This is a genomic window from Reyranella sp., from assembly GCF_050185545.1.
Taxonomy (GTDB): domain Bacteria; phylum Pseudomonadota; class Alphaproteobacteria; order Reyranellales; family Reyranellaceae; genus Reyranella.
In genome coordinates this window covers 1-14646 of record NZ_JBFWZI010000063.1, presented here as the reverse complement: position 1 = coordinate 14646, position 14646 = coordinate 1, and the positions used below count along the sequence as shown (strand labels likewise).

Below are 14646 nucleotides of genomic sequence, written 5' to 3'. Positions count from 1 at the left end.
GAGTGCAGGACGAACCGACAGTCGAGTCCGTATCAGTGGGCCGTATCAGTGGCGTGGCCGGGGCGATGTCCGGCGCGCCTCGTGTTGTTACATCGCACCGCCGGGAGTTGCCAGCCCGTAGACGTCGAGCGTTCGTCGCAGCATCGCCGCCATGCCGAAGCGGCGGTGCACGAAGCCGGGTCCTTCCGCCCGCGCCCGCGCCGCCCACTCCCCGTTGGCCAGGCAATGCAGCACGCGGTCCGCCAGGGCCAGCGCGTCGGCATCGCGGACAGCCCATCCGGTGACGCCTTGCCACACCGTCTCGGCGGTCCCGCCGACATCCGGCGCCACCACCGGCACGCCCAGCGATTGCGCCTCGAGCAGCACGTTCGGCAGGCCCTCGTGCCGCGACGTCAGCATCACCACGTCCATCGCCTTGTAGCAGGAGCCCATGTCGTCCTCCGGTCCGGGAAGATGCAGCCGGTCGTCGATGCCGAGCCGCCGCGCGAGCGCGGCCATGTCGACGCGCATCGGACCGTCGCCATGGACGATGAAATGCGCCCGCGGCGCCTGCCGTGCGACCGCGGCGGCAGCCTCGACCCACAGGAGCGGCCGCTTCTCCTCGCTCATCCGGAAGGCGCTGCCGACGATCGGTGCATCGCGCGGAACGCCGAGCGATTGCCGCAGGCCGCGCGCGCGGCTCGGGTCGACGCCTCGAGCCATCCGGTCGAGGTCGATGCCGTTGTAGATGACCTCGACGGTCGCGGGATCGATGCTCAGCCAGTCGGCATAATCGTCGGCGCCGGCCCGGCTGTTGTTGGTCAGCACGACCGAGGGATGGCCGAGCACGGCCTGGTAGGCCTCGCGCATGAAACGCTTGAGGCGGCGGCGCGGATTGTCGGGACGCACGCTGCGCGTCGAAATCACGATGCGCGGCACGCCGGCCAGCAGGGCGGCGACGGCGGCGCTCAAGCTCGTGCCGTCCTGCCAGGCATGCACGACCTGCGGCCGACGGCGCCGGAACTCTCCCAGCCAGAAGGCGATCGGCCCGGCCATCTCCGGCGGAAATGCCCGGATCAGCCGGCCATGAGGAGCCACCTCCGGCCGGAACAGACAGGATTCGATTGCGTCGTCGACCGGCGTGACGACCTCGACCGCCGTGTCGGCCAGCATTGGCAGGAAAAAGTCGCGCTGGCCGCGGCGCGCCAGCGAGATGCAGAACAGCGACAGGTCGAGCCCGAAGGCGGGATCGCTCAACCCGCGCAGCAGGGTGACGAGCTGGCGTTCGGCGCCGCCGGCGGCAAGCGACGCGGTGACGGCAATGATCCGGCGCGGGACGGGCTCATAGGGCACGATCTCCGCATCGGCGATCTCGCGCACGCGGCGGAACAGCCGTTCCGGTGCGAGGATCTCGCCGCAGCGCGCCGGCGCGGCGTGGAGGCCCATATGATCGACGCCGATTGCGTCGAGCGCGTGCACCGTGTCGACGAGCTGCCGGGTCACCGCGACGTCGTCCGGCCTGAGCTCGCGGCTGGCGAGCAGATGGCGGAAGGCGCCGTCGACGATGCCTTGCCGCAGGTAGCATTGTCCGAGCCGCGCGTGGTGCGCCGCTTCGTGCGGCTCGGCCGCGATGGCGCGCTCGAAATGCCCGATCGCCCTGTCGTGGAACTGCCCGGCCTGCGCGGCGAGCCCGAGCCTGGTCCACGACGCGGGTGATGGCGGCAGCGCCGCTTCGGCGGCATCGAGGGCGGCCAGAGCTTCGGCGTCGCGCTCGGCGCTCGCCAGCATGAAGACCAGCTCGTGCCAGGCGTCCGCGTTCTGCGGCGAGCGCATGCAGACATCGCGCCATGCCTCGATCGCCTCCGCGGTCCGGCCGAGCTGGCGCAGCAGGCGGCCGCGATAGAGCAGCGCATTGGCGTCGGCCGGGTCGATCGCCAGGACCTTGTCGTAGGCGGCGAGAGCGTCGCTGGTGCGATCGAGCCGCTCCAGGCAGCGGCCGAGACCCAGCGGAACATCGCTGCGGCCGGTGTTGACCCGGCTCGCCGCCTCGAACAGGGGCACCGCCTCGCCCCAGCGCTCCTGCTTCACCAGCAGCCGCGCCAGCCCGATCAGCGCCGACTCCTCGCCCGGCGCGCGCGCGAGGGCGGCATGGTATTCGCTTTCCGCCTCGACGGGGCGGCGGGCGCGGTCGAGCAGCTGAGCGCGCTGGACGAACGGCAGGGGCGCCTTGGGATCGCGCTCGGCAACGCGGTGCCAGAGCTCGAGCGCGAGCTCGAGCCGGGCGGGATCGCGCGAGAGGATCTGCGCCAGCCGCATCAGCGCCTGGCGATCCACCGGGAGCCGGTCGAGGATTTCCCGATGCATTGCCTCGGCGCGCTCGCGGTCGTGCGCCTTCTGGTAACGCAACGCGAGCTCCAGGCGCGGGGCGAGATCGCGCGGCCGGCGCTCGGCCCATTGCGCGAAGTGGCGCATCGCTGCAGCCGGATCGGACTCGGCCAAGGCCTGCCCGTAGCCTAACAGGGCCTCGGCATGGTCAGGCTCGCGCTCAAGCACGGCCTGAAAGGAGCGGCAGGCCTCTTCGTTCCGATGTTGTCGCCTGCGGATGCGGGCGATCTGGAGCAGCGGCTCGACGGCGCGCGGATCCTGGGCGGCCAGCCGCTCCCAGTCCTGCGCGGCGGCGTCCGGGTCGGTCCGCGAGCGCAGGCTCGCCATCAGGGCGAGCGCATTGCCGCGCATGCGCGTCGAGCCGGGCTCCTGGGCGAGCATCTGCTGGGCAAGCGCAATGGCTGCATCGATCGACGCCATGCCGGCGCCGCCCGACCGCGCGAGCCGCTGGCTGAGCTGCTCGAGCGCCTCGAATGCCTTCTCGTGCATCGGGTCGAGGGCAAGCACATGAAGATACTGACTCGCAGCCGCCTCCAGCCTGCCGCAGCGATGCAGGGCACGGGCAAGCTGGAACCGGGGGCCGCTGCGCTGTGGCTCGATCTCGGCCACGCGCTGCCAGATCTCGACGGCCTCCTCGAAACGGCGCTCGCGCAACAACAGCCGACCGAGGCCCGCAAGCACGGCCGCACGCCGGGGGTGTCGGATCAGGATCTTTCGGTAGGTGCTCTCGGCAACATCGGTCCGCCCCGCCCGTGCATGACGCTCGGCGATTACGACACGCCACGCCAGGACATCGAAGGCCTCGCGAAAGAGCATCATTCCCGGCATTGTCAGGGGGCGGAGCGGCGAACGCAAGAATGTCCCTCCTCCCCTTTCTGCACATCAGGAAGCGCCTTCCGACGTCTGAGGCGCAGGCGAGCCTGGTCCGGCCAGGGACAGCTTGATGGTGCCGAGCCGGCGGCTGACGGTCGCGCCGCCGCGGGCAGCCGCCGACAGCACATGGCGATTGTAGCCGAGGCGATCGATGCCCATCAGGCGCCCCTGTCGTTCCTTGGTGAGCGCGATGAACAGCGTCCCGGGGCGCTGGAGATGATGGGCGACAACGTCGTCGAGGAAGAACTGCCACTCCTCCACCGACCAGTAGAGTCGCGAGCCGCGCGGATTTCGCTTGTCGTTGAACGTGACGTTGCACGCCGTGATCAGGTCGAACCTGCCGCCCAGATCCGGCAGCGGCGTGTGCGGCTCGACGCGGACGATCGTGCGCTCGACCCCGAGGCAGCCTGCAATGCCATCATACAGCGCGTTCTCGATGTCGATGCCGACGGCGTGGTGACCGAGGAAGCGGCAGACGAACAGGAAGTGGCCAGCGCCGGTGCCGATGTCGAGCACACGCCGCGGCGGCCCCTCGTCCAGGCCGAGATCGTAGGCAAGCAGCAGCTTCTGCAAGGTGTAGAATGAAACGTCGAGATACTTGTAGCGCGAATCGGCACTGGCCCTTCGAATGCGGTCTGCGTACCGGGTGCGCAGGGCGTCGAGCCCGGCACGGTCGACAGTGCTCATCAGCGCTTGCAGGTTCTGCCGGATCTCCTTCCGGCGCCGGTGCCACCTCGGTGGCTGCCAGAGAGCCGCCATGCGCTCGCGAATCGTCCTGGTGGGATCGTTCTTCGCCATCACGTTTGGAGCACCACATCACTGCAGCGGGGCCAGCCGGAAATCCATCATCGTGACCGACATGTCACGGTGTCAATCGGCACGCTGGGTTGGACTGCAGTTCGATTTGACGGAACCGCAAGCGATTCCGGCAGATCGCGAAGTGCTTCAGGAACGACGGTGGTGCGACTCCTCAAGGCCGCTCACGCCATCGGCGGCTCCGCAAACCGGCGTCATCCGTTCGGGGAAGGGTCCCTCGCGGCCGCTCGGGATGACAATAATGGTGTCGTCCCGAGAAAGGCGTTTGCGAAGCAAGCGCCGACCCGTTTCCTTTGTCTCCGAAACCCCTCCGAATTACGCCATCAGCCTCGCACGTCATGCAGCAGGCGGCCGACATTGTAGCCGTCTATGTCGTCGGCCCCGATCTCCATCACCAGGCGCGTGCGCAGCGGCGTCGTCCAGACCGTGACGTAGTGAACCGGCGCGCCGTCGCGATGGTGGACGAGGCGGGTGGCGCGCAGCACCGCCGAGTTCACCTCGACCTGCAGGCCCTGCGCCACGATGGGATCGGCGAGGGCAGCATTGACCTCCTGGGCGACGCGGCCGAGCTGGTCGAAGCTGCCGGCGATCAGCTCGTGCAGGGACTTCTTCTGCAGCGCCTTCGCCGTCACCGCGGCCGCGAAGCGCGACGGAATCCAGCCGTCCATCAGCGCCACCGGCTTGCCGTTCTTCGATCGCGTGCGCACGAGATGCAGCGCCTCCGCTCCGGCCGCCAGCCCTAGCGGCCCGGCGATCGATCCCGGACAGGGCTGGACCTGCATCAGGAGGATCTGCATGGTCGTCTCCTTCAGCGTGCGGCGCATGTTGCCGATGAAGCTGAAGTCGGGGCCACGCTTGAGCTTGTCGATGCGCGCGGTGACGAAAGCGCCGACACCCTGCTCGTTGCGGATCAATCCTTCGTCCTGCAGGTCCGTCAGCGCCCGCCGCACGGTGATGCGCGAGATCGAGAACTGGCGGCAGAGTTCGTCCTGCGTCGGCAGGCGGTCGCCGGAATGATAGCGGCCCGACACGATCTGCTCCTTCAGGAGAACGAACAGCTGGCGGTGCAGCAGCGTGCCGTTCGGCCTGAGTTTCACCGAGCTTTGCATTTTGCGCATAGGAACGAGCCTCTCACTGCCGCTTGCTCCAGTCCAGTTGGCATATTGTAATGACTATATACCAAGCGGGAGGAAAGTTGAGGAAGGTAGTTGCCCTGGTCGGGCTCCTGAGGGTCGGGTTCCTGAGCGTCGGCCTCCTGGGCGCCTGTCTCGGTTCGGCCGGCCCGGCCCTCAGCCAGACCGGCGCCGACGCGAAGCCCGAGTTCCAGCCGGCCGGGCCGGTGACAATCGTCGTGCCCTACAGTCCGGGTGGCGGAACCGACGCCGTCGGCCGCGTGATCGCCAAGGCACTGCAGGCCATGTGGGGCCAGAGCGTGATCGTCGACAACAAGACCGGAGGCAACGGTTCGGTCGGCGCGACGCTGGTGGCGCGCGCCGCGCCGGACGGTCGCACGATGGTTCTGGCGGTGTCCGGCATCGCCATCAATGCCCATCTCATGAATCTGCCCTACGACACTGCGAGCGCCTTCGCGCCGGTGACCGCGGTCGCCTACCCCGTCTCGACGCTGATCGCCACGCCGTCGCTGCCGGCCAACGATCTCAAGGAGTTCCAGGCACTGGTAAGGAAAGAAGGGCCCGACAAGCGCACCTTCGCCAGCCCAGACCCCGGCAGCCGACTCACCGCCGAGCGCATCTTCGACGTGGCCGGCATCAAGCTGCTCAACGTGCCCTACAAGGGCGCCGCCTCCTTCGTGCTCGACGTTTCCGAGGGCCGTGTCGATCTCGGCATCTCGAGCGTCACCTCAGGGCTGTCGTTGCTGCAGAGCGGCCGGCTGAAGTCGCTCGGCATCATCGGCACGCAACGCGTCGCCATCATGCGCGAGCTCAAGACCTTCAAGGAGCAGGGCTTCGACGGGTTGGAGGAAAACTCCTGGTATGGCCTGTTCGCGCCGGCCGGCACGCCGCCTGCCGTGGTCAAGGCCATCCAGTCCGACATCGCCCGCGCGCTGGCCACCTCTGAGATCAAGGCCAAGCTCGCCGAGATGGGCGCCCTGCCGGGCGGCGACACGCCCGAGGCCTTCTCCGAGCGCTTCCAGCGGGACCTCAAGGAGTCCGGCGAGACCATCCGACGTCTCGGCATGAAGGTCGAATAGCGACTCCGACCAACCCATCCAGCGCCACAGCATTCACTCGGGAGATGGAGCGATGAAGTACGACGTCATTTCGGCCGACGGCCATGTCGACCTGATCTGGTTGCCAACGGACCTGTTCACCAGCAACGCCTCGGCCAAGTTCAAGGACCGCATGCCCTACGTCGAACAGGGACCGGACGGTCCGCGCTGGGTCAGCCGCAACGGCGCGCAGTTCGGCCTGGTGAACGGCATGGGCTCGGCCGGCCGCAAGTATGTCCCCGGCGAGATCTACCGCTCCGACCGCATGGCCTCGACGGGCCTGTACGACGACGGCAAGAAGGGCATCCGGCGCCTGACCGACCCCGATCTGCGCCTCAAGGATCAGGACCTGGACGGCGTGCAGGCCGAGGTCCTGTACGGCGTCCTGGGCTCGAGCGGCCGACTGAACGACGGCGACGCAGCCTGCGAGATGCTGGGCATCTACAACGACTGGCTGCACGATTTCTGCGCCAAGCATCCCGACCGCCTGATCGGCCTCGCCAACGTGCCGAGCCACGACATGACCGCGGCGGTGAAGGAGGTGAAGCGCGCGGCGGCGCGCGGCGTGCGCGGCATCGACGTCGCCAACCGTCCGGACATGATCCCGCTGTACGACGATTTCTACGAACCGCTGTGGCAGATAGCGCACGAGACCGGAATCCCCGTGCACTTCCACACGATCGGCGGCCGCTCGCCCGACTACACCAAGATGAGCAAGACGATGGCGCGCCGCGCCTTCGCCACCCACATCACCGGCTTCCAGATGCACATGAGCTACATGCTGATCCAGCTCATGTTCTCGGGCGCTCTCGAGCGCTATCCGAATCTGAAGGTGGTGATCGGCGAGGCCGGCCTGGGATGGATCCCGTACGTGCTCGACCACATGGATCTCGAATGGGAGGACCAGTTCAAGGACATCCTGAAGATGAAGCCCAGCGAGTACTGGTACCGCCAGTGCTACGCGACCTATCAGAGCGACGTCATCGGCATCAAGCTTCTGAAGGAGCTGGGCGAGGACAACGTCATGTGGGGCTCCGACTATCCCCATCCCGACGGCATCTGGCCCGATTCGCGCGACTACCTGAAGCGCGAGCTCGGCCATCTGCCGGAGGTGGTGCGCCGCAAGGTGGTGTGCGACAACGCCGCCAAGCTCTATCGTCTGCAATAGAACGATTCTCGATTTGAAGAACCGCTCGCGGTTCCTCAATCGAGAATGCGCGCACCGGGGTCAGTTGTTTCATCAGACACATTCCGTTCGGCTGTTCCAGTCGAACGGAATGTGCTCCAGGCATCCCACGCGAAGCCGCAACGTGTCCCAACAGGTCGCCGCGGCAACGAGAAAGGCATCTGTCATGCGTCTTGGTCAGGCAATCCCCGAGCGTCCCGGTACCACCCTGCGGCGCCTCATCCGCGAGCAGGCACCGCTGATCGTTCCTGGCTGCTACAATGCACTGTCGGCGCGCGTGCTCGAAGAGGCCGGGTTCCCAGCGGTCTACATGTCGGGCTACGGCTCGTCGCTGGCCCTGCTCGGCCTACCCGCTGCCGGACTGTCGACCCTGACCGAGACGGCAATGAATGCCCGTCTCATTGCCGCCGCCGTCAAGGTGCCGGTGATCGCCGACGCCGACACCGGCTTCGGCAATGCCATAAATGTAGTGCGCACCGTCGAGGAGTACATCCGCAGCGGCTTGGGCGGCATGCACCTGGAAGACCAAGTGGCGCCCAAGCGCTGCGGCCACGTCGCCGGTCGCGAAGTCGTCGATCGCAAAGAGGCGGTGGGCAAGATGCGTGCCGCTCATGCGACCCGCCAGGCGCTCGACCCGGAGTTCGTGCTGATTGCCCGCACCGACAGCCGCGGCGCGCACGGCGGCTCGCTCGACGAGGCGATCTGGCGGGCCAACGCCCTGCTCGAGGCCGGCGGCGACCTGGCCTTCGTCGAGGGGCCGAAGGACATGGCCGAGATCGAGCGCGTCTGCAAGGAAGTCAAGGGCCCGGTGTTCTACAATATGACCGGGATTTCGCCGCGCATGACGCGCGAGCAGATGGCGAGCCTTGGTATCGCCGTCACCATCCTGCCCGGCGTGACCATGCGCGCCTCGATCATGGCCATGTACGACCTGGCAGTAGCGATCCGCGACAAGGGACCGATCGCAGAGGCGGAATTCAACAGGAAGCTCGCCGACCATCCGCTCGGCAATACCCACGAGTTCGCCGGCTTCGACCGCATCCGGGCGCTCGAGGAGGCGTTTCTTCCGCCCGAGACGGCCCGCAAGTACGAAGGTACGCTTGGCCACGTGCCGCGCCGCGCGGCCGAGTGACGACGAGACAAGTGACGACGAGACAAGTGACGACGGGCCGATGAAGGTAGGGAGGAAGTCATGACCAGCAACGCCACGCGCCTGCGCGCGCAACTCTCCGGCGGCGACATGGTGATCGCACCGGGCGCCTACGACGGCATCACAGCCCGCCTGATCGAGCAGGCCGGCTTTCCGGCGGTCTACATGACCGGCGCCGGCACCGCGGCGACGATCGGATTTCCCGACTACGGCCTCGTCACCATGAGCGAGATGGCGGAGAACGCCGAGCGCATCGCCCGGGCGGTCAAGCTTCCGGTGATCGCCGACGCCGACACCGGATACGGCAACGAACTCAACGTCGTGCGCACCGTGCGCGAGTACGAGCGGCGCGGCGTGGCAGCCCTGCATCTCGAGGATCAGGGCTTCCCCAAGCGCTGCGGCCATCTCGACGACAAGGAGATCGTGCCGCGCGAGGACTGGCTGGCCAAGATCCGCGCCGCTGCCTCGGCTCGCACCAATCCCGACTTCACCATCATCGCGCGCACCGACGCGCGGGCCAGGCTGGGCTTCGACGAGGCGATCACCCGCGCCAACCTGGCGCTGGCCGTCGGCGCCGACATGGCGTTCGTCGAGGCGCCGCAGACGATGGAAGAGGTGACCAGCGTCCCGAAGCTGGTGCGCGGCCCCTGCCTGCTCAACGTCGTCTACGGCGGCAAGACGCCGGAGGTCGACCTGCGCGAGGTGCAGAAGATGGGCTATCGCCTGGCGATCGTCCCGGGCCTCCTGTTCAAGACCGTGATGTCGGCATGCGACGATGCGCTGGCTGCGCTGAAGAGGGACTACCGCCATCCCGTGCCCGGCCGTCCCATGACCGTGCAGCAGGCCTTCGCGCGGGTCGGCGCCAACGACTGGGATCCGTTGCGTACCGCCTTCCGCGAGCCGACAGCCAAGGCCGCAGAGTAGGCCTCGAGGTCCATCAGAGAGCTTGCAGGGGGAGGTCGACTGGAATGGAAACGCTCGATGTCGGGGGCGTCTCACTCGAGGTTCACATCGCGGGCTCAGGCCCGCCGCTCCTCTACCTGCATGCCGAGCAGTATGTCGAGCAGGTGACGGGGTATCTCGCCGCCCTCGCACGGAATTGGACGGTGATCGCGCCGCGGCACCCGGGCTACGGGACGACGTCAGCGCCGACCGACTTCCGGTCGGTCGACGATCTCGCCTATCTCTATCTCGATCTCCTCGACAAGCTGAAGCACGACCGTGTCGTCCTCGTCGGCGCGTCGCTCGGCGGATGGATTGCGCTGGAGATGTGCGTGCGCAATCGCACGCGACTATCCAACCTGGTTCTCGTCTCGTCGGTCGGCGTGAAGTTCTCCGGCCGGGAAGAGCGCGACTTCGCCGACCTCTTCTATATGCCCGACATCGAGGCCTTTCCCCTGCTGTTCGCCGATCCGAAGCGGCATGCGCCGAACTATGCCGGCATGTCGTCCGCGCAGCTCGAAGGACTCGCGCGCGAGCGCCAGATGCTGGCCCACTATGGCTGGCGACCCTACCTGCACAATCCAGGCCTGCGGCGGTGGTTGCATCGCGCAGACTTGCCGACGCTGGTCCTGTGGGGAGAGTCGGACGGATTGGCAAAGCCCGCCTACGGACGATTGCTTGCCTCGACGTTGCCCGCGGCGGAATTCTCGCTCATCCAAGGTGCCGGGCACTACCCCGAGATCGAGCAGCCCGATGCCGTCATCCGGGCCATCGACGCCTTCGTCGCCAAGTGATTGCGAACTCCCAAGCGGAGGAGGGAACAACGACCATGAAAGTCTGGCATTTCAGCGAGCTCGCCTATCATCCCGCCTGGGAGAAACTCGGCGCCCAGCTGCGCAACGTCGTGCCGAACCGGCTCTGCGATCCCAAGGTCGCCGCCGACCTGTACCATCGCTATCTCGACGAATGGGTCCTGTGCGACGAGCTCGGCCTCAACATCATGGTCAACGAGCACCACGCGACGGCGACCTGCATCGATTCGGTTTGCACCATTCCGATGGCGATCCTGGCGCGCGAAACGAAGACGGCGCGCCTGTTGTGTCTCGGCATGCCTATCGGCAACCGCTTCGATGCCGTACGTGTCGCCGAGGAGTACTCGATGCTGGACGTGATCTCGCGCGGCCGCGTCGAGATGGGCTTCGTCAAGGGCGCGCCCTTCGAGGTGACTCCGGCCAACAGCAATCCGGCCGACCTGATGGCGCGCTTCTGGGAGGCCCACGATCTCATCCTGAAGGCGATGACCACGCATGATGGCCCTTTCAACTGGGAGGGGCGCTATTTCCATTACCGGCAGGTCAACGTCTGGCCGCGGCCCTACCAGCAGCCGCATCCTCCTGTCTGGCTCACCGTGAACAGCCCCGAGTCGGCGCAGATCGGCGGCGAGCGCGGCTACGTCATCGGCTCTCTCAATACCGGGTATGTCCGCACGCCGGGGATCTATGCCGCCTATCGCAAGGGTGCGGCGAGCCAAGGTCGTACGGCGACGCCGGACCGGTTCGCCTACATGGCGATGGTCGGTGTCGGTGCCACCAAGGAGGAAGGCTACGGGCGAGCCAACCACATCCTCGACTACAGCCGGACGGCCCTGCGGGTGGGTGCCCAGTTCGCCTTCCCGCCCGGCTATCAGTCGGCGGCGGCGACGGCGCAGGCCCTGAAATGGCCCGGCTATGGCAGCGGCGTCGCCATGCGCACCATGCAGCTGCGCAATGGACGGCAGGTCGACGTAAACTCCGCAACTGTCGACGAGTTCATTGATGCCGGCATCTGCTTCGCGGGCACACCCGACATGGTGTTCGAGCAGATCAAGGCGTTTCACGATCATGTCGGCGGTTTCGGCCACCTGCTCATGATGGGCCAGGGCGGTCACATCACGCACGAGGACACGGTCGACAACCTGACCCTGTTCAGCAAGGAGATCCTGCCGCGCCTCGCCGAACTCGGCCGCGCAGCGCGCGCCGCAGCAGAGTGATCGGCTCCGAGCCGGCGTGCGGAAACGGCGGTGTCGACGCGTAGACGAGCAATCGGCGGAGGCTTACCGCCCGCGTCGCCGGGCAGCGGCCATCGCGAGCGCAGCGAGCGCCTGAAGCGCCGCGGTCAACGCCAGCGCCCAGCTGTAGCCGGCCGGATCCCAGCCGTCCGACGCGGTACGCGGCCAAAGATCGAGGATCCAGCCGATCGCCGCCTGGACCAGGAACGCGAGCCCAAGCGTCAGCGTGTTCACGGCAGTCGAGACCCGCCCGGTCTGCTCGGGCGGAAACATCTGGCACATCGCAACATAGCCCACCGGCCCGGCCGCACCGAACGCCGCAATGGCGAGCCAGAGCACGAGCACCAGCGAGGGCCGGCTCGGTTGCAGCATGAGGCCGGCCTGCAGCAGCACCAGGCCGGCAAGGCAGACGATCGGAACGACAAAGGGCGGCAAGCCGGCCGCTTGCGCCCGGCTCGCGGCGCTGCCGGCGAGCACGCTGCCCGCGACCATCGCGAAGGTGTAGAGAAGCAGCACGCCGGCCCGCGCCGGTCCGTCCATGCCGGCCACGTCGCGCAGCCAGGGGCCTGCCCAGAGGCCCAGGTAGACGAAGTTGAACATCGACAGCGTCGCAACCGCCGGGCCGAGCCGCCAGAAGGTTCCTGACGCGAGAATGCGGCCGCTCAACGCGATGTCGCCGCGCAGGGTCCGCGCCGGACCCGGGACGCGCGCCCCCGGGATGCCGGGCCCCGTGACATTGGGCCCCGTGACATTGGGCCCCCTGACATCGGGCTTGTCGGGCACCGACAGGAAGATCCAGGTCGCCACCCCAAGCGCCAGCAGGCACAGCACCCAGAACACGCCCCGCCAGCCGAGCGCCGGCAGCATGGCCTGGACGGGCGACGTGGTGAGCGTGCTGCCGAGTGCGCCGATCGCCGACGCGATACCGGTCACGCGCGCGACCCGGCCGCGGTCGAACCAATCGGTGTGCGCCTTGATCACCGCCATCAGACCGGCCGAAATCCCGATGCCCAGAAGGATCCGAGCCGCAACGAGCCCGGCAAAGCCCGGCGACAGCGCGAACACCGCAAAGCCCGCCGCCGCGAGCAGCATCAACGCGGTCTGCACGCGGCGAGCGCCGAACGCATCGAGCGCGACGCCCAGCGGCAGTTGCGTGGCCGCATAGGCCGCGAACAGGCAGGCCGCCAGCACGCCCAGCTCGACTGCCGACAGGCCGAGCTCCACGGCGAGCACCGGACCGACGATCGCCATCACCGTCCGCGCGGCCTGGTTCATGAAGTTCGCCGCGGCCAGCGGAAAGGTCACCCGAGCCAGCATCCGGGAGAGCATGCCGCGTTTCAGGCGATCTTCGACAGCACGCCGTCGCGGAAGCGATGCATGTTGTCGATCGTGCCCTGCAGGCTTCGATCCTCGCCATAGCCGAACAGGCGGACATCGACCGCGCCGACGCCGAGGTCCTGAAGGCGCCTGATGTCGCCGACCCAATCGGAGTCGCTGCCGGTGAACAGCTCGGCCTCGCCGTCGATGCTCCCGCGTGGACGTACGCCGGGGCCGGAGAGGACTCGAAAGGCCAGCGCGATCTCTTTCGGGTCGCGACCGCCGCGCTTGCAGAACCCGTGGAAGCGTTCCAGCCCCTGCCGGAAGGTCGAGGCCGTGTTCATCGGATGCTGCGGGTTCGTGCCGACCGGATACCAGCCGTGGGCATAGCGGATGGTGCGACGCAGCGCCGGCGCGCTCTCCCCGCCCACCCAGATCGGGATCGGCTTCTGCACCGGCTTGGGCGTGAAGACCACGTCGTCGAACTTCACGTATTTGCCGGCGAACTTCGGCGCCTCGGCGGTCCACAGTTCCTGGCACGCGGCCATCCATTCGTCGGTCACGTTGCCGCGATCGTCGAACGGAGCGGCGGCAATGGCCTCGAACTCCTCGCGGCACCAGCCGACACCGATGCCCAGGGTCAGGCGGCCCCTGGAGAGATGGTCGATGGTCGACAGCACCTTGGCGGTCAGCACGGCCGGGCGGTGCGGCACCACCATGACCGAGAGCACGAAGCGCAGCTTCTTCGTCAGTCCGGCGACAAAGGCCGCGGTCGTAAGCTGCTCGAGCCACGCGGCCGAGGCGCCCGCCGGGAATTCGCCGGTCCCGGTATAGGGATACTTCGATGCCAGATTGCGCGGCACCATGATGTGGTCGCTGATCGTGACGTAGTCGAAGCCCAGCGCCTCTCCTTCCGTGACGATCCGGACGAGGCTGTCCGGCTCGATCAACGGACCGGTGGTGGGCGCATTGAAGCCGATCTGCATGACGTTCTCCTCCTGGGGGGCGCGACTTCGCTCTCTCCGAGGTGAAGGCGGCTACTGCGCCGCCGCCCTGCCCATCGGAACGTGCGACTTGAGGAACGTGCGCACCCGGTTGATCGTGCGTGCCTTGAGGTCCGGCGGCTCGCGCCACGGGAAGACCGTGATCTCGGCGTTGGGCGCCAGCGACGCAACGTCGATCGAGGTCTGCAGCGGATGCGAGGCCGTGTCGTCCGGCAGGACCAGCATCGGCGTCCGGCAACCGCCGATGAACGCGCGCGGCACGCTGTAGAGGAAATCGGGCTGCACGCGATAGAGACTGTGGAAATACTTCTCGATCGTCTCCGTCGACACGTCGGGTCGGCGTGCCCGGAAATCGCCAAGCCAGTTCTGCCGGCTGTGTCGATCCATGACGTCCGGGTCTTCGGGTCGATGGCCCACGGTCTGGACGAACACGGCGGCCATGACGCGTTGCGGCGCGCGCTGCAGGAGCTTACCGGCGAAGCAGCCGCCGATGCAGTAGCCCATGAAGAGGAACTCGCGGATCCCGAGATGGTCCATCAGCCCGAGCTGGTCGTCGGCGAAGGCGTCCCAGGCGTTCTCGACCGGGACCGGACCGACGGACTCCCCGCCATTGGCATTGCGCTGGTCCATGGTGATGCAGCGGAAGTCGTGCTTGAATTCCTCCATCGCATTGAAAACGGCGGTCTGCCAGTTGCTGACGCGGGAATTCAACCCGCC

General features: G+C 67.6%; 12 protein-coding genes. 6 read left to right on the top strand and 6 right to left on the bottom strand.

The annotated features are described in order from the left end of the window. Window positions 1–87: 87 nt before the first annotated feature. The 3 genes from AB7O82_RS18115 to AB7O82_RS18105 form a co-directional block, all read right to left on the bottom strand. Window positions 88–3183, bottom strand: a complete 3096-nt coding sequence (locus AB7O82_RS18115; RefSeq protein ID WP_428541788.1) for a tetratricopeptide repeat protein — start codon at window positions 3181–3183, stop codon at window positions 88–90. A gap of 63 nt (window positions 3184–3246) precedes the next feature. After that, the gene (locus tag AB7O82_RS18110; protein ID WP_428541785.1) at window positions 3247–3924 is read right to left on the bottom strand and encodes a class I SAM-dependent methyltransferase; all 678 of its coding nucleotides are present in this window, start codon (window positions 3922–3924) and stop codon (window positions 3247–3249) included. Between the two features lie 452 nt (window positions 3925–4376). Beyond that, complete coding sequence (locus tag AB7O82_RS18105; protein ID WP_428541782.1) at window positions 4377–5150, bottom strand: GntR family transcriptional regulator; 774 nt, start codon at window positions 5148–5150, stop codon at window positions 4377–4379. 98 nt (window positions 5151–5248) lie between these two features. Here AB7O82_RS18105 and AB7O82_RS18100 point away from each other — a divergent pair, with 98 nt between their 5' ends. The 6 genes from AB7O82_RS18100 (at window position 5249) to AB7O82_RS18075 (ending at window position 11590) form a co-directional block, all read left to right on the top strand. Further along, window positions 5249–6265 carry a Bug family tripartite tricarboxylate transporter substrate binding protein gene (locus AB7O82_RS18100; RefSeq protein WP_428541779.1) on the top strand — a complete coding sequence of 339 codons (1017 nt, stop codon included), beginning with the start codon at window positions 5249–5251 and terminating at the stop codon, window positions 6263–6265. Between the two features lie 52 nt (window positions 6266–6317). Next, entirely contained in the window at window positions 6318–7451 is a 1134-nt protein-coding gene (locus AB7O82_RS18095; protein ID WP_428541776.1) for an amidohydrolase family protein, read from the top strand. 184 nt (window positions 7452–7635) lie between these two features. Next, window positions 7636–8601 (top strand): isocitrate lyase/PEP mutase family protein, encoded by a 966-nt coding sequence (locus tag AB7O82_RS18090; RefSeq protein ID WP_428541774.1) that lies wholly within the window; start codon window positions 7636–7638, stop codon window positions 8599–8601. 60 nt (window positions 8602–8661) lie between these two features. Continuing rightward, window positions 8662–9543: an isocitrate lyase/PEP mutase family protein gene (locus AB7O82_RS18085; protein WP_428541771.1), complete on the top strand. Its 882-nt coding sequence runs from the start codon at window positions 8662–8664 to the stop codon at window positions 9541–9543. A gap of 44 nt (window positions 9544–9587) precedes the next feature. Beyond that, entirely contained in the window at window positions 9588–10355 is a 768-nt protein-coding gene (locus tag AB7O82_RS18080; protein WP_428541768.1) for an alpha/beta fold hydrolase, read from the top strand. Window positions 10356–10390: 35 nt separating this feature from the next. Then, window positions 10391–11590, top strand: a complete 1200-nt coding sequence (locus AB7O82_RS18075) for an LLM class flavin-dependent oxidoreductase (RefSeq protein ID WP_428541765.1) — start codon at window positions 10391–10393, stop codon at window positions 11588–11590. A 63-nt stretch (window positions 11591–11653) separates the two neighbouring features. On the opposite strand, the gene AB7O82_RS18070 is transcribed toward AB7O82_RS18075, so the two are convergent. The 3 genes from AB7O82_RS18070 to AB7O82_RS18060 form a co-directional block, all read right to left on the bottom strand. Further along, entirely contained in the window at window positions 11654–12913 is a 1260-nt protein-coding gene (locus tag AB7O82_RS18070) for an MFS transporter (protein WP_428541762.1), read from the bottom strand. Window positions 12914–12945: 32 nt separating this feature from the next. After that, window positions 12946–13911 (bottom strand): TIGR03619 family F420-dependent LLM class oxidoreductase, encoded by a 966-nt coding sequence (locus AB7O82_RS18065; RefSeq protein WP_428541759.1) that lies wholly within the window; start codon window positions 13909–13911, stop codon window positions 12946–12948. A 51-nt stretch (window positions 13912–13962) separates the two neighbouring features. Then, the coding region (locus tag AB7O82_RS18060) for an alpha/beta fold hydrolase (protein ID WP_428619905.1) at window positions 13963–14646 on the bottom strand (684 nt) is incomplete at its 5' end.

What these genes read in the sequence shown, in the direction of transcription:
- AB7O82_RS18065 (WP_428541759.1), bottom strand. Translation starts at nt 13,911, where the DNA reads ATGCAGATCGGCTTCAATGCGCCCACCACCGGTCCGTTGATCGAGCCG.
- AB7O82_RS18095 (WP_428541776.1), top strand. Translation starts at nt 6,318, where the DNA reads ATGAAGTACGACGTCATTTCGGCCGACGGCCATGTCGACCTGATCTGG.
- AB7O82_RS18085 (WP_428541771.1), top strand. Translation starts at nt 8,662, where the DNA reads ATGACCAGCAACGCCACGCGCCTGCGCGCGCAACTCTCCGGCGGCGAC.
- AB7O82_RS18115 (WP_428541788.1), bottom strand. Translation starts at nt 3,183, where the DNA reads ATGATGCTCTTTCGCGAGGCCTTCGATGTCCTGGCGTGGCGTGTCGTA.
- AB7O82_RS18110 (WP_428541785.1), bottom strand. Translation starts at nt 3,924, where the DNA reads ATGAGCACTGTCGACCGTGCCGGGCTCGACGCCCTGCGCACCCGGTAC.
- AB7O82_RS18075 (WP_428541765.1), top strand. Translation starts at nt 10,391, where the DNA reads ATGAAAGTCTGGCATTTCAGCGAGCTCGCCTATCATCCCGCCTGGGAG.
- AB7O82_RS18090 (WP_428541774.1), top strand. Translation starts at nt 7,636, where the DNA reads ATGCGTCTTGGTCAGGCAATCCCCGAGCGTCCCGGTACCACCCTGCGG.
- AB7O82_RS18080 (WP_428541768.1), top strand. Translation starts at nt 9,588, where the DNA reads ATGGAAACGCTCGATGTCGGGGGCGTCTCACTCGAGGTTCACATCGCG.